The 16,759-nt window shown below is 60.1% G+C and carries 13 protein-coding genes; 4 read left to right on the top strand and 9 right to left on the bottom strand.

The genetic code is table 11. The features are described from left to right. Positions 1 to 85: 85 nt before the first annotated feature. On the bottom strand, positions 86 to 625 hold the full coding sequence (locus GWQ29_RS11100; RefSeq protein WP_096119549.1) for a glycine zipper 2TM domain-containing protein: 540 nt from the start codon (positions 623 to 625) through the stop codon (positions 86 to 88). Between the two features lie 507 nt (positions 626 to 1,132). Here GWQ29_RS11100 and GWQ29_RS11105 point away from each other — a divergent pair. Beyond that, on the top strand, positions 1,133 to 1,321 hold the full coding sequence (locus tag GWQ29_RS11105) for a hypothetical protein (RefSeq protein ID WP_034523758.1): 189 nt from the start codon (positions 1,133 to 1,135) through the stop codon (positions 1,319 to 1,321). A gap of 97 nt (positions 1,322 to 1,418) precedes the next feature. On the opposite strand, the gene GWQ29_RS11110 is transcribed toward GWQ29_RS11105, so the two are convergent. Beyond that, positions 1,419 to 2,945, bottom strand: coding sequence for a YfcC family protein (locus GWQ29_RS11110; protein WP_275919436.1), 1,527 nt, complete (start codon positions 2,943 to 2,945; stop codon positions 1,419 to 1,421). 613 nt (positions 2,946 to 3,558) lie between these two features. On the opposite strand from GWQ29_RS11110, the gene GWQ29_RS11115 reads away from it, so the two are divergent. From GWQ29_RS11115 to GWQ29_RS11125, 3 genes are all read left to right on the top strand, one after another. Beyond that, positions 3,559 to 5,181, top strand: coding sequence for an acyl-CoA synthetase (locus GWQ29_RS11115; RefSeq protein ID WP_275919437.1), 1,623 nt, complete (start codon positions 3,559 to 3,561; stop codon positions 5,179 to 5,181). 231 nt (positions 5,182 to 5,412) lie between these two features. Then, a complete protein-coding gene (locus tag GWQ29_RS11120) occupies positions 5,413 to 6,096 on the top strand; it encodes a YafY family protein (protein ID WP_275919497.1) in 684 nt (227 codons plus the stop codon). 90 nt (positions 6,097 to 6,186) lie between these two features. Further along, positions 6,187 to 6,507, top strand: a complete 321-nt coding sequence (locus GWQ29_RS11125; protein ID WP_265432693.1) for a hypothetical protein — start codon at positions 6,187 to 6,189, stop codon at positions 6,505 to 6,507. 103 nt (positions 6,508 to 6,610) lie between these two features. Here GWQ29_RS11125 and hisIE read toward each other — a convergent pair whose 3' ends face one another. From hisIE to hisH, 7 genes are all read right to left on the bottom strand, one after another. Beyond that, positions 6,611 to 7,246, bottom strand: coding sequence for a bifunctional phosphoribosyl-AMP cyclohydrolase/phosphoribosyl-ATP diphosphatase HisIE (gene hisIE, locus GWQ29_RS11130; RefSeq protein WP_265422041.1), 636 nt, complete (start codon positions 7,244 to 7,246; stop codon positions 6,611 to 6,613). Beyond that, the gene (gene hisF / locus GWQ29_RS11135; protein WP_275919438.1) at positions 7,239 to 8,012 is read right to left on the bottom strand and encodes an imidazole glycerol phosphate synthase subunit HisF; all 774 of its coding nucleotides are present in this window, start codon (positions 8,010 to 8,012) and stop codon (positions 7,239 to 7,241) included. The genes hisIE and hisF overlap by 8 nt, the downstream gene beginning before the upstream one ends. Positions 8,013 to 8,192: 180 nt before the next feature. Next, entirely contained in the window at positions 8,193 to 11,957 is a 3,765-nt protein-coding gene (locus tag GWQ29_RS11140; RefSeq protein WP_275919439.1) for a PAS domain S-box protein, read from the bottom strand. Then, the gene (locus GWQ29_RS11145; RefSeq protein ID WP_275919440.1) at positions 11,954 to 14,113 is read right to left on the bottom strand and encodes a PAS domain S-box protein; all 2,160 of its coding nucleotides are present in this window, start codon (positions 14,111 to 14,113) and stop codon (positions 11,954 to 11,956) included. Before GWQ29_RS11145 ends, GWQ29_RS11140 begins: the two co-directional genes overlap by 4 nt. After that, positions 14,106 to 15,215, bottom strand: a complete 1,110-nt coding sequence (locus tag GWQ29_RS11150; protein ID WP_275919441.1) for a two-component system response regulator — start codon at positions 15,213 to 15,215, stop codon at positions 14,106 to 14,108. The genes GWQ29_RS11145 and GWQ29_RS11150 overlap by 8 nt, the downstream gene beginning before the upstream one ends. A gap of 151 nt (positions 15,216 to 15,366) precedes the next feature. After that, positions 15,367 to 16,113: a 1-(5-phosphoribosyl)-5-[(5-phosphoribosylamino)methylideneamino]imidazole-4-carboxamide isomerase gene (hisA, locus tag GWQ29_RS11155; RefSeq protein WP_275919442.1), complete on the bottom strand. Its 747-nt coding sequence runs from the start codon at positions 16,111 to 16,113 to the stop codon at positions 15,367 to 15,369. A 5-nt stretch (positions 16,114 to 16,118) separates the two neighbouring features. Beyond that, on the bottom strand, positions 16,119 to 16,742 hold the full coding sequence (gene hisH, locus GWQ29_RS11160; protein ID WP_275909238.1) for an imidazole glycerol phosphate synthase subunit HisH: 624 nt from the start codon (positions 16,740 to 16,742) through the stop codon (positions 16,119 to 16,121). Between the last annotated feature and the right edge of the window lie 17 nt (positions 16,743 to 16,759).

Here is a 16,759-nt window from a genome sequence, read left to right on the forward strand (position 1 = left end):
GGTGAGCAGCGCAGGAGCGTGCGCAATAAAAAGGCCCATCGCTATGATGGGCCTTCGTTTGGCGCAGGAGCCTGACGGGTAAGGATCAGCCTTGAGTGCTGTCGATCACCAGCTTGCCATCCTTGACCGGTATGGTGGCGCCGGGGGCCTTGTCCATGCGAATGACTCCTTCCTGACCGGCGAGGCGGTAGGTGACATCATAACCCAGGGTACGGGTGCTGCTATCCTGCACCGTCTTGCAGCGCTGCTGCGTGGTGGTGTAGGTATCACCCGCCTGCATATTGCCCTGCACCTGATTGCCTGCGTAACCACCGGCCACGGCCCCCGCAGCGGTGGCTACCTTCTTGCCACTGCCACCGCCAAACTGGTTGCCAAGCACGCCTCCGAGCGCGGCGCCAACCACTGTACCCAGGATCTTGTTCTCATCCTGCACGGGTTTGCGGTGGGTCACAGTCACGTTGCGGCACTCCTGACGGGGTGTCTTGATGGTCTCGGTCACCGGCTTGCTGGCCAGTACCTCGGCAAACTGGGGCTTGGATGAAAACAGGGATCCGCTGGCTGCGGCCGACAATGCCAGCGCAGAGGCCACACCGATCCCGACACCTGCCAACATGGATTTGTTCATTTTGCGTTCTCCTGAAATGCATCACCTGATGCGGCTGTTGCTTGTCGCGATCTTGGCACAACCCGGGGGATGAACAAGGCGCGCACCGCTCAGGCACGACAGCCTCTGACTGCACCGCAAAGTCCCTCGTCAAAAAGGTGTCGGGCTTTGGCGACAAAGGCCGTGGAGGTCTGGCTGGGACGTGGGCATGTTGCTCTGGATCGGGTGGAGACGTTGCATTTTGCGATTCATATGGGCTCTTTGTGCTCATTTTGCGTCAAGCCCTCGTCGCTTGTGTCTCTGGCTGTAGGGGGATTGGCTGCGTTTGCCCTCTGAGACGGGTCCGGGCATCGTGCATGCTGGCGGCAACTGCTTGATAAATCGCTGTGATAAAGCGCTCCCATTGCCGATAAGAGATCACGGCAAGCATTATGCTTGGTCTTTTGGCAAGAGAGTGAAAGAACGGTGATGAAGTGACACCGTCGTCATCGCGTAGCGAATGAAAGAGACAATCGGCAAGGGGGACTTATGTCGATGTTGCCAAGATGGATACAGCCGGCCGTACAGGCCCGGATTATCACCCAGCAGCAGGCTCAATTGCTGTTGGCATCCCTTTATCAACCCCTCTCCGAAGTAGCGCAGGAACTGCCCGCCGACATAGTCGACATCAGCCTCAAGCTCTACTGTTTTCGCCAACAGGGCAGGGTGCGTCATTGATGCGCGAGTGAGAGGGCGTTTCTCCGAGCCGCTGGAGCCTGGCTGCATAGAGAGCGCCCCGGCACTGTGGGCCGGGCGCTCTCTGGTGAGGTTCGCCTCAGATCATCATCACCTGTACCACCAGCATCAGGGCGCCAAAGCCCAGCACGAAGCCCACCATGGGCAGCACGAACTTGACCCACTGGTTGAACTGGATGCCGAGCATCTGCAAGGTGACCAGCACCAGCCCGGTGGGGGCCAGGAACAGCATGGCGTATTGCCCCCAGTTGTAGGCCGACACCACTATATAGCGCGGGATCATCACTGTATCCGCCAGCGGCGCCATGATGGGCATGGAGAGCACCGCGAGCCCCGAGGAAGAGGGCACCACCAGCCCCAGCAGGGTGAACACCAGCATCTGGGCCACCGCAAACACGGCGCCGTGCATGCCGGAAACCAAGTCGGAGGCGTAAGCCAGTATGGTGTCCGAGATCATCCCCTGATCCAGCACCAGATTGACCCCGCGCGCCAGCCCGATGATCAGCGACACCGCCACCAGTTCGGAGGCGCCCTGGGTGAAGGCCTCGACCGCTTCTTTCTCCTTCAACCCCGAAATGAACATGATGATGATCGCAACGGCAAGGAAGGAGGCCGCCATCTGCGAGAACCACCAGCCGGCCATGGAGACGCCCCACACCATGAGCGGAAAGGCGAGGATGAACAGGGTCAGAATGATCTTGCGGCGCAGGGTGAAGGGGACCCCTTCATCCAGTGCGTCCTCTTTGAGAAAACGGGCGCGGAAGCTGTCTCTGTCCTCATAGGTGTAGGATAAGGCCGGGTTGGCCTTGATCTTCTTGCAGTACCAGTGGAGATAGCCAATGACCACCAGGGTGCCCACCAAACAGCCGACGGCGCGAAAGATCAGCCCCTCGGTGAAGGGAATGCCGGCTGCGTTGGAGGCGATCACCACAGAGAAGGGGTTGATGGTGGAGAAAGTGGTGCCCATGGAGGCGGCGAGGAAGATGGCACCCACGCAGACGATGGCGTCATAGCCGAGCGCCAGAAAGATGGGCACCAGTATGGGGTAGAAGGCGACCGCCTCTTCTTCCAGCCCGCAGGTGGTGCCCCCCAGCGCCATGACGACGCAAACCAGCGCCACGAACATGAATTCGTTGCCCCGGGTCTTGCGCGACAGCGCCACCAGCCCGGCGCTGAAGGCGCCGGTCTTGTTGATGACGCCGATGAGCCCGCCGAGCACCAGGATGAAGACGATGATGTCAGCCCCCTCTATGGTGCCCTTGACCATGCTGACCGCCACATCGGCGAGACCCTTGGGGGCCTGCGCCAGCCGCTCATAGGTGCCGGGAATGGCGATGGGCTTGCGGATGGTGCCGCTGGTGAACTGTTCCACCCCGATATTGATATTGAGTTTTTCAAGCTCGGTCTGGGTGGCGGGCACCCGGCTTATTTCTCCCTTCGGACTATTGACCATCAGAGTGTGGTTGGCCGGGTTATAGGAGAGCTTGGAATAGGCCCCTGCCGGAATGATCCAGGTCAGGGCAATGGCCAGCAACATAATAAGAAACAAAATGGTAAAGGCAGTGGGAAATTGTCTGCGTGGCTTGGTATTCGGCTCGGCACACATAAATGCTCCTCGATAAAGCAGGCTCGGGCTCGGCGGAATATCGGGGCGACAGGGTTCCTTCGTCATTGGGCAGAAGTGCGCAGATCTACTGGTAATGGCGCACTCGTTGGCGAGAAGTCTGGCCTGATATTGGGCATGCGGTAGATTGTTTCACCATGTAACCATAACCTGCTGGTGTCGGGATGAATAGGAAGCGCGGCTCGCTTTATGGGCTGGCTCACAGAATATATTGGCTGATGAAACTGTCGTTAATTGCAATGCCATGCCCATACGGAGTCATTATATTCAATGATTATCTCTATTCATTTGGTGGATATAATTGGCAACAATGCCATAGGCTGCAAATTAATATGTAAATAATGCATGGCAGCCCATGCCGGTTTGATAATGGATAGATATTATTCAAGGCTGGCAATGCCCGGCATCGTGACCGGCCTGACAGGGTGAAAACTCAGGCAGCGCCATCGCCTAAGACGTTTTGCTAATACCTGCCGCCATGGCCCTGCTGCTAGGCTGTCAGCCCCATAAGAGATCCGTGCAGTGCATGATGCCGGCGAGATCTCCCGCCCAATTCGATCCAGCCGCTTTGTGCCACCTGCGAGGAAGGAACCCGATGACAGAGCAGAACATCTACGAGGCCGGCCTTGATAAAAGCCCCGCCAATTTCGAGGCGCTGACCCCCATAAGCTTCCTGGCCCGGGCGGCGCGGGTCTATCCCGACTACCCGGCGCTGATCCATGGGGCCTTGCGTCAAAACTGGGCCCAGACCGAGCGGCGCTGCCGCCAGCTCGCCTCGGCCCTGCGTCGGCATGGCATAGGCGAGGAGGATACAGTCTCCATCGTCGCCCCCAATACCCCGGCGATGTTCGAAGCCCACTTCGGGGTGCCCATGAGCGGCGCCGTGCTCAACACCCTCAATACCCGGCTCGATGCCGAGTCCATGGCCTTCATCTTCCAGCATGCCCAGAGCAGAGTGGTGCTGGTGGACAGGGAGTTCAGCGCCGTGGTGCGCAAGGCGCTGGCCCTTATCAAGACGCAGCCGCTGCTCATCGCCATCGACGATCCCCTCTATCGGGAGGGGGAGCTGATAAGCGAGCTCGACTATGAACAGTTTCTTGCCCAGGGAAACGGGGATGAGCCCGGTTGGCTGCCGGATGACGAGTGGCAGGCGATTTCCCTGAACTACACCTCGGGTACCACGGGCAACCCCAAGGGGGTGGTCTATCACCACCGCGGTGCCCACCTCAATGCAATCAACAATGTACTCTCCTGGGAGCTGCCCAAGCACAGCGTCTATCTCTGGACCCTGCCGATGTTTCACTGCAACGGCTGGTGCTTCCCCTGGACCCTGGCGGCCACCGCCGGGGTGAGTGTCTGCCTGCGCCATGTGCAGGCGGGGGCCATCTTTGATGCCCTGCGCGAGCACAAGGCGAGCCACTTCTGCGCCGCGCCCATCGTCCTCAACATGCTCAACAACGCCGACCCTGCGCTTAAATATGGGCTCAATCATCCCATCAAGGTGATGACCGCCGGAGCGGCGCCGCCCGCCACCGTGATCGCCGGCATGGAGGCCATGGGGATCGCCGTGACCCATGTTTACGGCCTCACCGAAACCTATGGTCCCTGCGTGCTGTGCGAACCCCAGCGAAGCTGGCAGGGGCAGGATGCCACTGCGCTCTCCCGCCTCAAGGCGCGCCAGGGGGTGGCATCCCCGCTGCAGGGGGAGATGCGGGTCATCAACCCGGTTAGCGGCGAGCCTGTGCCCCGGGATGGCGAGACCCTGGGTGAGATAGTGCTGCGCGGCAACCTGGTGATGAAGGGCTATCTCAAGAACCCGGATGCCAGCGCCGAGGCGATGGCGGAGGGCTGGTTTCGCAGCGGCGATCTGGCGGTGTGGCACCCGGACGGTTATGTGGAGATCAAGGACAGATCCAAGGACATCATCATTTCGGGCGGGGAGAACATCTCCAGCCTGGAGGTGGAGGACGTGCTCTATCGCCATCCCGACGTGGACGAGGTAGCGGTAATCGCCATGCCGGACGAGAAGTGGGGGGAGGTGCCTTGTGCCTTCGTCAAGCTCAAGGAGGGGCGCGAGCTTACCCAGGCCGAGCTGATTGCCTTCTGCCGTGAGCAGATGGCCCACTTCAAGGCCCCCAAGCGGATCATCTTCACCCCGCTGCCGAAAACCTCCACCGGCAAGGTGCAAAAATACATGCTGCGCCAGCAGCTGGGGTAATGGGGATACAGCGCCATTTAAGAAATGCAGCGGGCCCTGATGGGCCCGTTTTGCGTGCCGACACGGCGATGGCCGGCAATGCTTGCGGCCTTAGCTTGTCATCGTATTGAGGGCCCATGAGAGGCGCTCGAACTACAAAGGCGTATCAAGGTGTCTCCTCCCGGATTACCATGCCAGCCAAGTTCGGCAAGCAAGAGGTTGCCCGTGAGAAAATCGGATCGACTGTTTCAATTGACCAATCTGTTGCGGGCTCATCAGCCCCTGACCGCCCGCGAACTGGCTGAGCGTCTCTGCGTATCGGAGCGCACCATCTATCGCTACATGGACGATCTCTCCCTGGCGGGTATCCCCGTCTATGGGGAGGCGGGACTGGGCTATCGGCTAAGCGAGGGCTTTGAGCTGGCTCCCCTGCAGTTGAGCGACGCCGAACTGGAAGCGCTGATCACAGGAGTGAACCTGGTGGCTGTGCTGACCGGCAAGGGGCTGGCGGATCCGGCCCGGGCACTGCTCGCCAAGATAGAGGCCGCCTTGCCAGAAAGGGGGCCTGGCCGCGGGCAAACTCCCGTGGTGCGAGTACCCGATTACCGGACCGCGCGTCCTGAGTACGCCCGTTGGGACAAGCTGCACGACGCCATCACGGCGGGTCACTGGCTGGAGATCGGCTACGATGATGTCTTGGCCCGACAGACCCGGCGCCGCATCTATCCTCTGGGGCTCTTTTACTGGGGTGGATGCTGGACATTGGGGGCCTGGTGCGCACTGCGCCTGGCATACCGGGACTTTAGAGTGGATCGAATCGGCAGCCTAGAACCGTGCTCCAAAGAGGACTCCGTGCCTACAGGTGTGACGCTGGCGAACTACCTGGCCGTACGCCAGGCGGAAAATCCCCTGCTTGATGGCGCCTCTGGAGGTTAAAAAATAGCGCCGGCTACTGACACAAGGCTGTCAGTGGCTCCCTTCTATGCTGGCTTCTCCAAACACACGGATATCAATGGAGAGTGCGAGATGATAATCAATGGCAGCATGCAAGGGGTTGGGGGGCTGGAGTTTGCCACCTTCAGGCTCAAAGAGGGAGTGACTGAGCAGGATCTGCTCGTTTTGTCACAGCGGGTGGAGGCCGAGTTTCTTGCCAAGCAGTCCGAACTCATCGTTCACTGCCTGCTGCGCGGTGCTGATGGCATCTATGCCGATCTGGTGATGGCTCCCAGCCAGTCGTTGGCCGAGGCGTATTGCCAGCAGTGGCTGCACGATGAGGTCGCAGGGGAGTATCTGACCCTGCTGGAGATGGACTCGGTGAATATGAGTTTCTGGACTCGCATAGGTTAAATAAGAAAACTACCCATGCAGGCTTCTGGTACAGGAGCCCATGACTGAATGTCATAAGGAGAAACGGGCCCATCAGGGCCCGTTTCTCACATCAGTTTTACGATTACTTGTTATGGCGCTCATGGAGCCGCTGTACCACATCCTTCAATCCCAGCCCCTCGTTTTGCAGCAGGACTGTGAGGTGGTAGAGCAGGTCGGCGGATTCGTTGATGAGCTCCTCCCGATCCTTGGCCATGGCGGCCAGGGCCACTTCAACACCCTCTTCACCCACCTTCTGGGCGATGCGCTTGGTGCCTTTGCCGTACAGGCTGGCGGTGTAGCTGGTGGCGGGGTCTGCGCCCTTGCGCGATGCCAGGATCTGCTCAAGCTCTGCCAGGAAGCCGAGCGGCGGCACAGGGTGGCCGTCGAAGCAGGAGGGTGTGCCCAGATGACAGGTGGGGCCGACAGGATTGGCGGCGATCAGCAGAGCGTCCTGATCGCAGTCGGTGCTGATGGCGACCAGCTTGAGCACATGGCCCGAGCTTTCGCCCTTGGTCCAGAGGCGCTGCTTGCTGCGGCTGAAGAAGGTGACCTGACCTGTGGTTTGGGTTTGTGCCAGCGCTTCGCGGGTCATGAAGCCCTGCATCAACACCTCGCCGCTGGCGGCATGCTGGACGATGGCGGGGATCATGCCATCACACTTTGCCCAGTCCAGGCGCTCGGCGAGCGGTAGCTCATTGTTTACAGCTTGATTATTCACGGATGGCGACTCCTTCATTTTTCAGCCAGCGTTTCAATTCGGGAATGGGGATAAGGCCCTTGTGGAACACGGAGGCAGCCAGGGCCCCGTCCACGTCTGCGAGGGTGAAGGCATCGCGAAAGTGTTCCATGGCTCCGGCGCCGCCGGAGGCGATGAGGGGCACTTTGCAGATGGCGCGGACCAGCGTGAGCTGCTCGAGGTCGTAGCCCTGACGCATGCCATCCTGGTTCATCACGTTCAGCACGATTTCACCGGCGCCGCGTTTTTGCGCCTCCGGCACCCAATCGAGAGTGTGCCAGGCGGTGGTGCGGGTGCGGCTCTCGTCACCGGTGAACTGCTTGACCTGATAGTGGCCAGTGTCGGCATCGAAGTAGGAGTCGATCCCCACCACCACACACTGCACGCCAAAGCGCTCCGCCAGACGGGTGATGAGGCCGGGATCCGCCAGTGCCGGTGAGTTGATGGACACCTTGTCGGCGCCAAACTCCAGGATCTGGCGGGCATCATCAACGCTTTTGATGCCACCGGCGACGCAGAAGGGGATGTCGATGACTTCCGCCACCCGGCTCACCCAGCTCTTGTCAACGACCCGGGCATCGCTGGAGGCGGTGATGTCATAGAACACCAGCTCGTCGGCCCCTTCTTCTGCGTAGCGGCGGGCGAGCTCGACGATACCGCCCATCACTTCATGATTTCGAAATTGCACTCCCTTGACCACGACGCCATCTTTGACGTCCAGACAGGGGATAATACGCTTTGACAACATGCTCGTTGCTCCATGTAACGCACGGTTAAAAACATCGTTATTGCCGGATGACGCGGGCGTCAGACGGCCAATGAGTGAAGATCGTCGGCATGCTTCAACAGGTGGTGCCCAGCCGGGCGAAAACGTGGCCGCAAGGGAACGTGTTCGACAGGGGAACCAACACTATATGCATGACTTTATTCAGTGATTCAACCCTTTATCTTGATTCGTCGCCCCCTGATGCCGGCTTGATGCATCGGGGGCTACCGGTGAGTGCCCCTCTTCTGCTTGCAGGCTGCGGATGGTGATGAGGGCGCCGTCAAAATCGAACATTTTCAGCTGCCGCGCCAGCGTGTCCCCTTTGGGCCCAAGACTGATGAGCAGGGGGCCGGCATATTGTTCGAACAGGGGGATGGCGGCGGTGTCGCTTTGCAGCAGCAGGCCCTCAATCTGGCGCAGCAACTGCTGCTGCCAATGGCTGGTGAGGGGGGCTGGCATGGTTGCAGGGGCCGGTGCTTCCTCCCCCAGTTGTTCGAGCAGGGTGGCAAGCACTTCGGTAATGGCGGACATCTGGTCGGTCAGTTCACTGCCATCCCCAGAGAGCGTTTGCTCCAGTTGCAGGCTCTGCTCTGCCAGACTCACCAATCCCAGTGTGCTGGCGACACCGCGCAGTGTGTGGGCCAGTCGGGTGGCACTGGTCTGATCGCCTGCTTGCAGATGACTGGTCAGCAGTGCCATGTCCTGGCAGTGCTCGCTGGCGAAATGGCGCAACAGGGCGACGTATTTGGTCTGGTTGCCCTGCAGCGTGGCCAACCCCTGTTGCAGATCCAGTCCTGGCAGGTTTTGCAACCGGACGAGGGGGGCGATCAGGGTGTCGCTGGCCCGGCGCTGGTATTTGGGCTGTACGGGTGTGCTGGTGGGCAACCACTGTTGCAGCGCCTCGAACAGCTTGGCCGGGGTGACGGGTTTGGCGATGAAGTCGTTCATGCCCGCAGCCTTGCACGCCTTTCTGTCCTCTTCAAAGGCGCTGGCCGTCAGCGCCAGGATAGGCGTCTGCTGCTCCCAGCCCGGCAGGGTGCGGATGGCGCGAGTGGCTGTGTAGCCATCCATCAGCGGCATCTGTATGTCCATCAGGATGAGATCGAAGGGATGCTGACTGACTCTCTCCAGCGCTTCCTGGCCATTGACGGCAGTTTCGATGATGAGGCCGCTGTTGTTGAGCAGCTCCAGTACCACCTCGCGGTTGATTGCATTGTCCTCCACCAGCAGCACCCTGGCATGGTTGGAGAAAAAGAGCGCCTGCTGCACTGCCTGTTCGAGCTGTCCTGCTTGCTGCGGTTCGCCCTGGCCCAGTGAAAGCAGTGCGGTGAACCAGAAGCAGCTGCCTTTGCCCTGGGTGCTTTCCACGCCGACCTCTCCCCCCATCAGGGTGGCAAGCCGACTGGTGATTGCGAGGCCCAGCCCGGTGCCGCCGTATTTTCGGGTGGTAGAAGCGTCGGCCTGCTCAAAGGCCTGGAACAGTTTCTCGCGCTGCTCCGGGCTGATGCCGATGCCCGTGTCTTCCACCTCGAAGCGCAGCAGATACCCATTGGATAGCGGCCGTTCGACCCTTACCCGCAAGGTGACGGAGCCCTGTTCGGTGAACTTGATGGCGTTGGCCGCATAGTTGAGCAGTGCCTGACGCAATCGGGTGATATCGCCGTGGACCCAGGCGGGGGAATCCCCGATATCGACAATGATGGTGAGCCCCTTGGCATGGGCCTGTTCGCTCATCAGTGCACTGACATTGTTCAGCATGGCGGTGAGGGAGAAGTCGCCTTGCTCCAGTACCATCTTGCCCGCATCGATTTTGGAAAGGTCCAGAATGTCGTTGATGATGGTGAGCAGATGCTGGGCGGCATTGTCGATCTTTTCCAACCGATCGTGCTGGGTGTGATCCGGTGTATCGCGCTTGAGCAGATAGGTCAGCCCCAGAATGGCATTCATGGGGGTGCGGATCTCGTGGCTCATGTTGGCGAGGAAGGCACTCTTGGCCCGGTTGGCGCTCTCCGCCCTTTGGTGGGCCTGGGCCAGTTGCAGGGTGCGCTCGTTGACCATCTCCTCCAGGTGGTAGCGGTATTGATCCAGCTCCTCGCCGAGCTGCTTTTTCTCCGTGATGTCGGCTTGTACCGTCACATAGTGGGTGACTTCGCCGTTCTCCTGACGGATGGGGGAGACGGTGGCCAGCACCTGGTAGTGTGAGCCATCCTTGCGCCGGTTGATGAACTCCCCATGCCAGCGCTGTCCCTGATGAATCGCATCCCACAGCGTGATGTAGGTGGCCTTGGGGGTGAGGCCTGAACGCAACAGGGTGGGGGTCTGGCCAATCACCTCGTGTTGCTGATACCCGCTGGCGGCGAGGAAGGCGACGTTGACGTATTCGATACGCCCTTGGATATCGGTGATGAAGACGCCGTCCGGGCTCTGTTCCAGTGCCAGTGACAGCTGGCGCAACTGCTGCTCTGCCTGCTTGCGCTCCGTGATGTCCAGATTGATGCCGAGCAGGCGCACCGGGCGCTGCTGGGCATCCCGATAGACGCTGCCCTTGCTCACCAGCCAGCGTACCTCGCCAGTGGGTAGCAAGATGCGAAACTCGATATCGAGCGGTGTGCCTGTGTGTGGCAGCTCGGACAGCAGCTGGTCGATGCGGGCCCTGTCGTCCGGGTGCAGGCTGCCTTGCCAGACGTGAAATTCGCAGAGTTGCTCCACGCTGCGGCCATAGAGGCGGGCACATTCGGGGGAGAAGAAGAGGCGGCCACTCAGTATGTCCCACTCCCAGATGCCGACGTGGGCTCCTTCCTGGGCCATCAACAGGCGCTGCTCGCTGTCGCGCAAGGCGGCGCCACGGGCGATGACCCAGACAGGGTCACCCTGTTCGTGGATCACCTCTGCATCGCACTCGTAGGGCTGGCCGTTTTGCAGGCAGCGCTCGACAGACTGGGCGATGGCGCGCCACCCCTCCTGGGTAAAGTACTTTTTCACTTCGGGATAGACGGCAGGGGGCAAGCCCGGGTCACGGCCATAGATGCGGTAGATCTCCGGCGACCAGAAATGGCTGTTGCTGGCGATGTGCCAGCGCCAGTTGCCGATCTTGGCCAGATGCTGGGATTCATGCAGTATCACCTCGTTGCGCCGCAGGGCTGCTTCTGTCTCTTTGCGTTGCTGATTGTCCTCGATGATCGAGATGAAGTAGTCGGGTTCTCCCTTGAGATCGCGAACCAGCGCCACTGTGAGGGTGATCCAGAGTATGTCGCCCCCCTTGCGCAGGTAGCGCTTTTCCAGGGTGTAGTGAGGCCGCTCGCCCGCCAGCATCTGGCCAACATAGGCTTGATCGATAAAGAGATCGTCCGGGTGGGTGATCTGCTGAAAAGTCATGCCCATCAACTCGTCAGCCTGATAACCGACCATGTCGCACAGTCGCTGGTTGACCCTTAACCACTTGCCGTCAGGAGCGACAAGGGCAATGCCCACAGCGGCCTGCTCGAAGGTTGCCTGGAAGCGGGTTTCGCTCTGTTGCAGACGGGACTGGATATTCATCAGCTCCTGCCAGCGTTGGCTTTCCATGGCACGGGATCTGTGCATGGCGGCGCTGAGCAAACTGATCAGGATGCCGTTTGCGATCAGTATCCCCCATTGCACCAGATCCTGACCGGCGGCAATGGTCATTGAATGGATCGGGGGCAGTATGAAATAGGTGGTGACGAGCGTGCTGACGAGGGTGCTGAGCAGGCCGGGCAGCAAGCCACCCAGCAGGGCGCAGACGATGATGGGCAACATGAAGAGCACCAGCAGCGGTCGCTCACCAAAGGCGATGGGCAGTTGTACCCGGATCTGCAACATGAGGATGGGCAGCAGAACGGCCAGCAGGCACGCCCCCCACTGCTGCCAGGGCTGGCGGACATGCAACAGCTGAGACCAGCTCATCATAGGAGTTCCTCCGGCGGAGTGGGGGCCTGAGGATAAGGCGGCTGCTGTCCCAGCTGGACTGACAGCGTATTGATCTGGTGCTTGAGGGCCAGCATGGCCAGCTCCCTGTCCACCATTACCTTGTTGAACCGTTCCAGCTCGTTGTTTTGCTGACGTAGCTCAGCGGCCTGACGGGTCAGGGCCTGTTCGACCTGTTCCCGCTCGGTGACGTCCAGCAACAGACCCAGTACCGCAGGCTTGCCGCGATAATCGACGCGCCGCCCGTACAGCTCTACTTCTATGTTCTGATGGTCGTGGTGCAAGGCGGTGAAACGAGTGTGTATCTCAGTGTCCTCTTCTTCGCTGCGCTGCAACTGTTCCGCGACCCTGGCGCTGTCTTTCGGACTGGCCAGCCCATGCAGGGTGCCCACCTTCAGCAAGGTGGCGGTTGAGCTGTGGCCGAACAGACGGGCGAAGCCCGGGTTGATGTAACAGAGCTGGCCCTGCTGGATGATATAGATGCCGGCGAGGGATTGCTCGACCAGGGCGCGAAACAGCCCTTCCCGTTCCCGCAATCCGGCTTCGGCCCGCTTGAAGTCCGTGATATCGCGGGAGATCCCGAAGATGCCGATCACCTGGCCGTCGTTGTCCTGCAAGGGACCCTTGGTGGCGAGAAACACCCGTTCACCGCAGGGCAGGGTCAGATGTTCTTCCTGGGTCTGTACCTTGTTATTGACAATGACTTGCTGGCCCAGCTCCATCAGCATGCGAGCCTGATCAGGGGGGAAAATGGCCTGATCATCCTGGCCCAGTATCTCTGCGGCTGACTTGCCGGCGAACTGGCTGGCGGCGCGGTTGAAGAGGATGTATTTGCCATCAATATCCTTGGCGAAAATGGCATCTTCCGAGCTGTCGGCAATGGCGGAGAGCAGTTGCAGCGCCTGCAGGCGGCCTGCCTGGGATAGCCGGATCTGCTCGGCCATATAGAGCTGGGTATGCTGGCGCAACAATATGATGCCCGTATTGGCAATGAACAGCACCAGCAGGCCGATGAGTCCGATCCAGACGCTCTCCCTGAAGGCGGCCTGGTTGAGCTCTGCCTTGTCTATCTTGGCCAGCAGATACCAGTCGGTGCCCATGACGGAGTGGATGGTGCCAAAGACCTCGATACCGCGGTAATCCTTGCCAAAGAACACCTGCTGGTGACCTTCACGGGCGCCGCCATTGAGAAACTGGGCTGCCAGCAAGGTGCCGTTGCTGATGGGGATCTGCAGGGTGAGGGCCGAGGCGGGGCGGTAGCGCACGTCATTGAGAAACTGCACCTGATAGCCCTGCTTGCGAAACAGCAGGGCTTCACCACTGCTGTCCGGGATGGGCCACTGCTTGAGAATATTGTTGAGCCAATTGCTTGAGGTGATCTGCAGCACGATGAAGGGGGAAGGGGCTCCTTTGATGGGCAGTAGGGCGATGAAGTCGAGTCTGGATTGACCCTGCTCATCGAGGTAGGGGCCCACTCGCATGACATGGCCTGCCTCTACCTTGGTAAAGGCATGACGCAGTCTTGAATTCAAGCTGCCCGCGCCAGATGTCTGCCATAGCGTTTTTCCTGCCGGGCTAAACAGGGTCGCTGCACTGAAGCCCCTGATGGAGATGAACTCGACCAGCTGGGCCATCAGCTGTTCACGGCCATTACTCTGGGGGGCGTCATCTCTCTGGCGATATAGCCCGGTGTAGAGGGTGTTTTCGGCCAGCAGATGAGTATCCCGTTCACGGGCCTTGAGCCATTCGGTGATGCGTTTGCTCTTGAGATCGGCAATCGCCTGGATCCGGGCCACCTCCTTGTCCTGGGTGTGGCTGATATTCTGGGCGATGGCCATGCCGGTCAGCGCCAGGATGAGACCGTTGATCAGGATAAAGGGCAGCAGTTGACGACGGGAGGGTGCTGCGGTGACCGTCGGCATGTCAATGCGGCGACGCAGCATGGTATAGAGCATGAGCGCCGTGATGAGGATAAACAGCCAGCCCTTGATGGTGCTGGCCAGCGCAAACTGGTTGGGTGTGCTGAACAGCCACTCCACCGCCTTGTCGGAGAGCAGGATCCACAGGCTAGCCACGGCTGCATAAGTGAGGACGATATTGAGAACATAGGCTCGGGTGAGTGGCGGCTGATCAGCCATGCGGAGCCCCGTTTTCATCCGTGTAGCGCTCTGCGATGGCAACGAACTGGTCGAAATGGTTGTCAAATGCCGTCACCACGTCCGGATCGAAATGCTGGCCTGTGCCACTGAGGATCAGGGTTCTCGCCTCGTCATAGGGCATGGCGGCCTTGTAAACCCGTACATTGATGAGGGCATCAAACACATCGGCCAGCGCCATCAAGCGGGCCGAGAGAGGAATTTCATCGCCACGCAGGCCGTCCGGATAGCCACTGCCATCCCACTTTTCGTGGTGCCAGTGGGCGATCTCCTTGGCCAGGGTGAGAAACGCCAGCGGTTGTTCTATATCCCGTTCGGCCTCCTCGATGGCATCGCTACCGAGTTTGGCGTGGGTACGCATGACCTCCCACTCCTCTACTGTCAGCTTGGCGGGCTTGAGCAGCACATGGTCGGGAATACCCACCTTGCCGATGTCGTGCAAGGGGGCGGAGCGGCTCAGCAGATCGATGTAGCGGGGGGTCAGGGTATCGATAAAACGGGGGTGGCTGGCGAGGGCATTGGCCAGCAGTCGAACATAGCCCTGGGTACGCAAGATGTGATTGCCGGTTTCGGGATCCCGAATCTCCGCCAGGTGAGCGAGGGCGCGGATGGAGACCTGCTGGATCAGATCGTTCTCTGTCATCCGCCGCGCCACTTCGGCCTCCAGTGCCGTATTCTGGCTCTGCAGGCCGTCGCGGGCCTGCTTGGCCTCCAGCTGGGTGCGTACCCGAGCCTGAACAATGGCCGGCTTGATGGGCTTGGTAATGTAGTCAGCCGCTCCCAGCGACAGTCCATACTCTTCACTCTGGCTGTCGGCGAGGGCGGTGAGCAGCACCACAGGGATGCGGCTGGTTTCAGGACTTGTACGCAGCTGTTTGAGCACTTCATAACCATCCATGCCTGGCATCATCACATCCAGCAAAATGAGATCCGGCAGTGTCTTGCCAGTGGCAATCCGCAGGCACTTCTCTCCGCTTTGGGCTGCCAGCACCCGGTAGGTGGGCGAGAGCAGGTCGGTCAGCACCATCAAATTCTCGGGCGAGTCATCGACGATCAGTATGGTGGCGGAGTGAGATGTGAACATAAGTCCTCCATGACTTGTTTCAATCAGTCGAGTATAGAGTCAATTGTTACCGAGTAATAAGGACTTACCTCGACCTACCCCTTGATGGAGCTGCGTTTGTCCAACCTCTGTGCTGCCATGCCATGCCATGCCATGCCTGCTGGCCAGGCCGTCAGCCTAGCGTGCCATTGGCCCAGCAGGCGATGGCATCGCCCACCGAGAACTTGCCCTCCAGCAGGGCGCGACCAAGGATGATCCCCTTGACCCCTGTGCCCTTGAGCGCCTCTATATCCGCGATGCCACCAATACCGCCGGAGGCCTGGAAGCCCACACTCGGGTAGCGGGCACAGAGATCCCGATAGAGCTCGACGTTGGTGCCGGAAAGGGTGCCGTCGCGGCTGATGTCGGTACAGAGCACATGCTTGAGACCGGCAGGGAGGAAACGCTCTATCAGCGCCTCTATGGTCACGCCGCTGTTCTCTTGCCAGCCTGCCACCGCGATATGGCGATTGCCCTGGGCATCGATATTGACGTCCAGCGCCAGCACTATCTGCTCGGGGCCATATTTCTCCATCCAGCTTGCCACCAGATCCGGTGATTTGACGGCAGTGGAGCCAATCACCACCCGGCTGGCACCGGCGGCCAAGAGGTCTGCCACATCCTGCTCGGTGCGCACGCCGCCGCCGACCTGCACAGGCGCTTCAGTAGCCGACAGCAGCTGGGTCAGCAGGGGCAACTGGCGGGCCTTTGCATCCTTGGCGCCGTCCAGATCCACCAGATGCAGCTGCACAGCGCCCTGGGAGACATATTCATCAAAGCGGGCCTGGGGGCTGCTGCTGTATTCGGTCTTCTGGTCATAGTCCCCCTGATAGAGACGTACGACCTGACCATTTATCAAATCGATGGCGGGAATAATCATCCTTGTTACAGCTCCAGAAAGTTTTTCAGTAAACGGGCACCGGCTGTGCCTGAGCGCTCCGGGTGGAATTGGGCGCCAAAGAAGTTGTCCCGGCTCACGATGGCGGTAAAGGGCTGGCCATAATCGCAGGTGGCGAGTGTCGCCTTCGTCACCTCCAAAGCGTAGGAGTGGACGAAGTAGAAGTAGCTGCCGCTTGGAATGCCGCTCAGCAGCGGGTGCGTTCCGTCGTGCTCAATCTGGTTCCAGCCCATGTGGGGCAGGCGCAAATTGCCCACATCCATCAGCCGGATCCTGCCAGGCACTATGCCAAGGCAGTCGATGAGCTGGCCTTCACTGCCATCAGTCATCATGCTCTCTTCGGAGGCTTCCGCCAGCATCTGCATGCCGAGGCAAAAGCCCAGCAGCGGCTGTTTGGCGGCGCGAATAAGGGGCACAAGCCCCCGTTCGTTGAGGTTCTTCATGGCGGCCACCGCCGTGCCGACGCCGGGCAGGATCAGCTTGTCAGCCTGCTCGATATCGGCCGCCTTGCTGGAAACCAGCGGTTGCACGCCGAGGCGCTCAAACGCCATTCTGACCGAGGCCAGATTCGCGCAGCCGGTGTCGATGATGACCAGTTTCTGATTGTTCATCGTGCCTTACCTATGTC

It is taken from the genome of Aeromonas sp. 2HA2, from assembly GCF_029237345.1.
GTDB classification, from domain to species: Bacteria; Pseudomonadota; Gammaproteobacteria; order Enterobacterales; family Aeromonadaceae; genus Aeromonas; species Aeromonas salmonicida.